A 4,484-nucleotide genomic window follows, 5' to 3' on the forward strand; every position below is an offset into this window, starting at 1 on the left:
CGGCACGGCACGGTCCGCACACCAAGAACAAGGGTAAGGAAGACAACATGCCACAGTTGGCGCGATCCGAATGGTACGACCTGACGCGGGACATGAACTGGACACTCCGATATGTCGAGGAAGATCAGGTGTGGCCGCAGATTCAGTCCAACAGCTACGGAGTACCGGCGGAGAAGTGGTGGATCTGGGACGAACCATACAAAATCACATACCCGGAGTACGTCCACAATCAGGTCGACAAGGACACATCTGTATACGCGGTCAATTCCATCCTCGCCCGGTCGGCGATGTACGAAAGCCTCGACCCCGGTTGGAAGTCGGCGATCCTGGCGCATTACGGTGCCATCGCAGTTCCCGAGTATCTCGCCGGTCTCGGTGAAGCCCGCATGGGGCGGTTCGGCCGTTGTGCGGCGTGGCGGAACATGGCCACTTACGGGACGCTCGACGAGACCAGGCACGGCCAAATCCAGACCTTCGTTCCCCACGGACTGCTGGCGAAGGAACCTCGAGCAGATTGGGCGCACAAGGCGTTTCACACGAACGAATGGGGTGCGGTCGCTGCACGCAGCCTCTTCGACGACATGTTCACGGCTAATGACGCTGTATCCACGGCCATCCAGCTGACCTTCACCTTCGAGACCGGATTCACGAACTTGCAGTTCCTCGGCATGGCTGCCGACGCGATGAAGGTCGGCGACGTCGATTTCGCGTCATTGATCTCGTCTATCCAGACGGACGAGGCCCGGCACGCCCAGCAGGGGGAACCGACGATCAAGGTCCTCATCGCCAACGGCCGAGCGGACGTCGCGCAAAAGCTCGTCGATCATATGTTCTGGCGCACCTGGCATATCTTCGCTCTGCTGACCGGTTTGTCGATGGACTACTACACGCCCCTCGAGCACCGCAAGCATTCGTTCAAGGAGTTCATGAGCGAGATGGTAATCAAACAGTTCATGGATCAGTTCCGAGACTTCGGGCTCGAGGTTCCGTGGTATTGGGAAGACCATTTCCTCGAGGAGTTGGACTGGTATCACCACGGCCTTCATCTTGGCGTATGGACGTGGCGACCGACCGTCTGGTGGAACCCTGATGCAGGTGTCTCGCCTGAGGAACGCGTATGGCTCGAGGAGAAGTACCCCGGCTGGAACGATACGTTCGGCAAGGTATGGGACGTAATCACTGAGAACGTCCGCGCCGGAAAGGCCGAACTCACACTGCCCGAAACGTTTCCGATGGTCTGCAACATGTGCCAGATCCCGCTCGTCAACCCAGCGGGCTTCCTGGCCGGCAAGTTGGACACTCCCGAGCCGCTGATAGTGGACACGGCCGATCGCCGTCTCCTTTTCTGTTCAGAACCATGCAAGTGGGTCTATGAGCAGAACCCGGAGCGCTTCGCCGGGCAACTCACGATCATTGATCGCTTCTTGAGCGGGGTCATCCAACCACCGACTATCGACGGCGCCCTGGACTACATGAGTCTGTCGCCGGAGGAACAAGGACAGGACGCAACGAACTACGCATGGGCGTTCACCGGGCAACCCGGCAGCGACCGGGCCAGCTGAGAAGGAGGCTCGAGATGGCTTTATTTCCAGTGCAAGGGATATTCGACGATGACTTCGTCGTCATGCTCATACCGATCGACGACGCGGACCCGATGTCGGTCGTCGCGGAGAAGGTGGCACACCACGCCGCCGGCCGACGCGTCGCGCCCCAGCCCGGGCCTCTGCGAGTGCGGTTCCACGGCCAGGTACTCGCGGACACCGCCACCGTGGCCGATGCGGGGGTAGCCCCGCTCGATGTGCTGCAGGTGGGGTATCGATGAGTCACGTGGAGGACGAATGGGCCGACGCACTCGAACTCGACGAACTGTGGGAAGGCGACATCATCGACGTGGAGTTGCACGGGGAGCAGATTCTGCTGGTGCACCACGTCGGTGGCGAGATCCTGGCTTTCCAGGGCATGTGTCCGCACCAGGAAGTGTTGCTCGCCGACGGGAACTGGAACGACGAATCGGGTGTCCTCGAATGTCCCGGACATCACTGGCAGTTCGACATGCGAACCGGAAACGGACTCAACCCCACAGGCTGCCGGCTCTACCGGTTCCCCGTCCGCATCGCCGATGAACAGATCCAAGTTGGCATACCGAGCGACGGCGTACGACATCACAACCGAGCGAATGACAGCTAGAAGGCGGAGATGGCAGACGTGAGACTCAAGATGGTGGGACCGCTCATGCGCGGACTCGACATGGACCTGGCCGATGCCGTTGCGGACGCGATCATCGCTGACAACCCGGACTCGGATGTCCAAGTACACGACGAGGGAGGGTATGTCCGCATTCAAGTGCCCGAGTACTGCCGGCTCACCCAACTCAGCCTGGAGCGGGAACTCGGGCGGGCCTTTCCACTGGTGGAACTCGAGCCGGCACTGAGCGGATTCGCCGGTCGCATGAAGCAGGTCAACGACGAAGAGATTGTTTGGTTTCTGGAAAGGAAAGATTGAGATGGCGTCCAAGACGAGGATCAAGCCCAAACCCAAGACATGGAGCCTCTTGGGGGATGTGCGGCGCAAGCCGACGCCGTACGAGGTCGTCACATCGAAGTTCCACACCCACTTCCGTCGCGATCCGCAACCGTTCGAACATGCAGGAATGCCCCTCAATGGTTGGTATCTGCAGTACCGGGAAGGCTCACCATTCCAGGTAGAGGACTGGGAGCAGTTCCGCGACCCCTACAAGCTCACCTATAGGGACTACGTTGCAGTGCAGGACGAGCGGGAAGTGTTCGTCGACAAACTCATCGACCAACACGAACGCGGGGAGTCTGCCCGGGGCCTGACTCCGGAGTGGGTGGCGACGCTCGAACGGCTACTCGTACCACTACGCTTTCCGCTGCACATCCTGCAGATGACGGGACTGTACGTAGGCCAGATGGCCCCATCATCTTTCATCACCAACTGCGCCAACTTCCAGGCCGCGGATGAGATGCGCCGTATCCAGCGCGTGGCCTACTGGACGAAGGTTCTCGCGAACGCCCATGGGGACCGGCTCGCATCCACGGACGCCGCGCGGACCAGCTGGGAACACGATCCCCTATGGCAGCCGGCGCGCGAGGCATTGGAACGGCTCCTGATCGCGTACGACTGGGGCGAAAGCTTTGCGGCCTTGAACCTCGTGATCAAGCCACTTCTCGACACGGTGTTCAACGTGCAGCTCGCGGCTCTGGCCGGGGAGAACGGGGACGAGTTCCTGCGGATGCTCTTCACAGAGTTCGGCGAAGACAGCACTCGCAGTCAGACCTGGTCAGCCGCCCTCGTTCAGTACTGCATCGAGCGTGACCCGCAGCTGGCGGACGTGCTCGTCGGCTGGATCGGGCAATGGCAACCGCTCATGCTCGAGGCCGTCAGCAGTCTCGGTCAGATGTTCGAGAAGGCGCCACAGTCGATGGCGGCCGTCGACCTGACCGAGGCCGTCGCATCTGCACAGCATCAGCACCTGCAGGCGTGCGGCCTCAGGATGCCGTCCGGGGGCCACGAACGGTGACATCGGCCTATCGAGTACGAGTGACGCCGGACGGTGAGGAGTTCGAAATCCGCGAGGGGGAACGGATTCTCGCCGCTGCCCGGCGCTCCGGCGTCTGGCTGCCCTTCGAGTGCGGCTGGGGAGCGTGCGGGACCTGTAAGCTCACGCTCATCGAGGGCCAGATCGACACGCTCTTCGACACCGCACCAGCGATTCACCCGCGGGACGCCAGGCGGGGACGAATCTTGGCGTGCCAAAGCGCGGCCGGCTCAGACCTTGTCGTCAAGGCGACCCGGACCGATGAGTCCCCGCGGACTCATCTCGGCACCGGCGACTACACCGCGCACTTGGCGCAGGTGGATGAGCTCGCTCCCGACATCCGCCGGTTCCGTTTCCGGCTCGATCGGCCGGCAGACTACCGAGAAGGCCAATTCGCAGTCCTCGAACTCGGACCGGATCTGCGGCGATGCTATTCGATGGCGGCCACGTCCGGAGAACGTCACGTCGAGTTCATCGCCAAGCGCTACGCCGGTGGTCGAGGTAGCGAACGTCTCTTCTCCCTGCCACTGGGCTCGGTTGTTCCCATCGAGTTGCCCTACGGCGACATGTGGCTACGCCAGGACGAGCGACCCATCTATCTGATTGCCGGCGGCACAGGGGTGTCGGCGATACTCGCCCTTGCGCACCAACTGGCGGCGACCAACGACCCCCGTCCTGTGCGGGCCTTTTACGGCGCAACCTCCGTCACCGAACTGGTCGGTCGGTCGCAACTGGCCCACCTCCTGGCCGGACTGCCCGACGGCCACCTTCACGCCACCACATCGACTCCGTCCGCGGACGTCTCAACGTCCAGCGGCTACGTCACCGACGCGCTCGCCACACATGCTGACAGCCTCGCCGGTGCGCGGATTTACCTAGCCGGACCGCCGCCCATGGTAGACGCAGTTCTGAAGCTGCTGAGTGC

Annotated in this window: 6 protein-coding genes; all 6 read left to right on the plus strand. The window is 62.1% G+C overall.

The window, feature by feature from the left end; all coding sequences use genetic code 11:
* Positions 1-1,562 (plus strand): ferritin family protein (locus tag HGB39_RS37725; protein ID WP_247607629.1); only part of this gene is annotated, 1,562 nt, incomplete at its 5' end.
* A 14-nt stretch (positions 1,563-1,576) separates the two neighbouring features.
* Positions 1,577-1,822 (plus strand): toluene-4-monooxygenase system B family protein, encoded by a 246-nt coding sequence (locus tag HGB39_RS37730; protein ID WP_043790662.1) that lies wholly within the window; start codon positions 1,577-1,579, stop codon positions 1,820-1,822.
* Entirely contained in the window at positions 1,819-2,187 is a 369-nt protein-coding gene (locus tag HGB39_RS37735) for a Rieske 2Fe-2S domain-containing protein (protein WP_064080886.1), read from the plus strand. The genes HGB39_RS37730 and HGB39_RS37735 overlap by 4 nt, the downstream gene beginning before the upstream one ends.
* Positions 2,188-2,196: 9 nt before the next feature.
* Positions 2,197-2,502: an MmoB/DmpM family protein gene (locus HGB39_RS37740; protein WP_005568670.1), complete on the plus strand. Its 306-nt coding sequence runs from the start codon at positions 2,197-2,199 to the stop codon at positions 2,500-2,502.
* Complete coding sequence (locus HGB39_RS37745) at positions 2,474-3,541, plus strand: aromatic/alkene monooxygenase hydroxylase subunit beta (RefSeq protein WP_247607630.1); 1,068 nt, start codon at positions 2,474-2,476, stop codon at positions 3,539-3,541. Before HGB39_RS37740 ends, HGB39_RS37745 begins: the two co-directional genes overlap by 29 nt.
* 20 nt (positions 3,542-3,561) lie before the next feature.
* Positions 3,562-4,484 (plus strand): 2Fe-2S iron-sulfur cluster binding domain-containing protein (locus HGB39_RS40100; RefSeq protein ID WP_064080888.1); only part of this gene is annotated, 923 nt, incomplete at its 3' end.

Origin of the sequence: Rhodococcus opacus (genome assembly GCF_012396235.1) — a bacterium.
In the GTDB taxonomy this organism is placed as follows: Bacteria; Actinomycetota; Actinomycetes; order Mycobacteriales; family Mycobacteriaceae; genus Rhodococcus_F; species Rhodococcus_F opacus.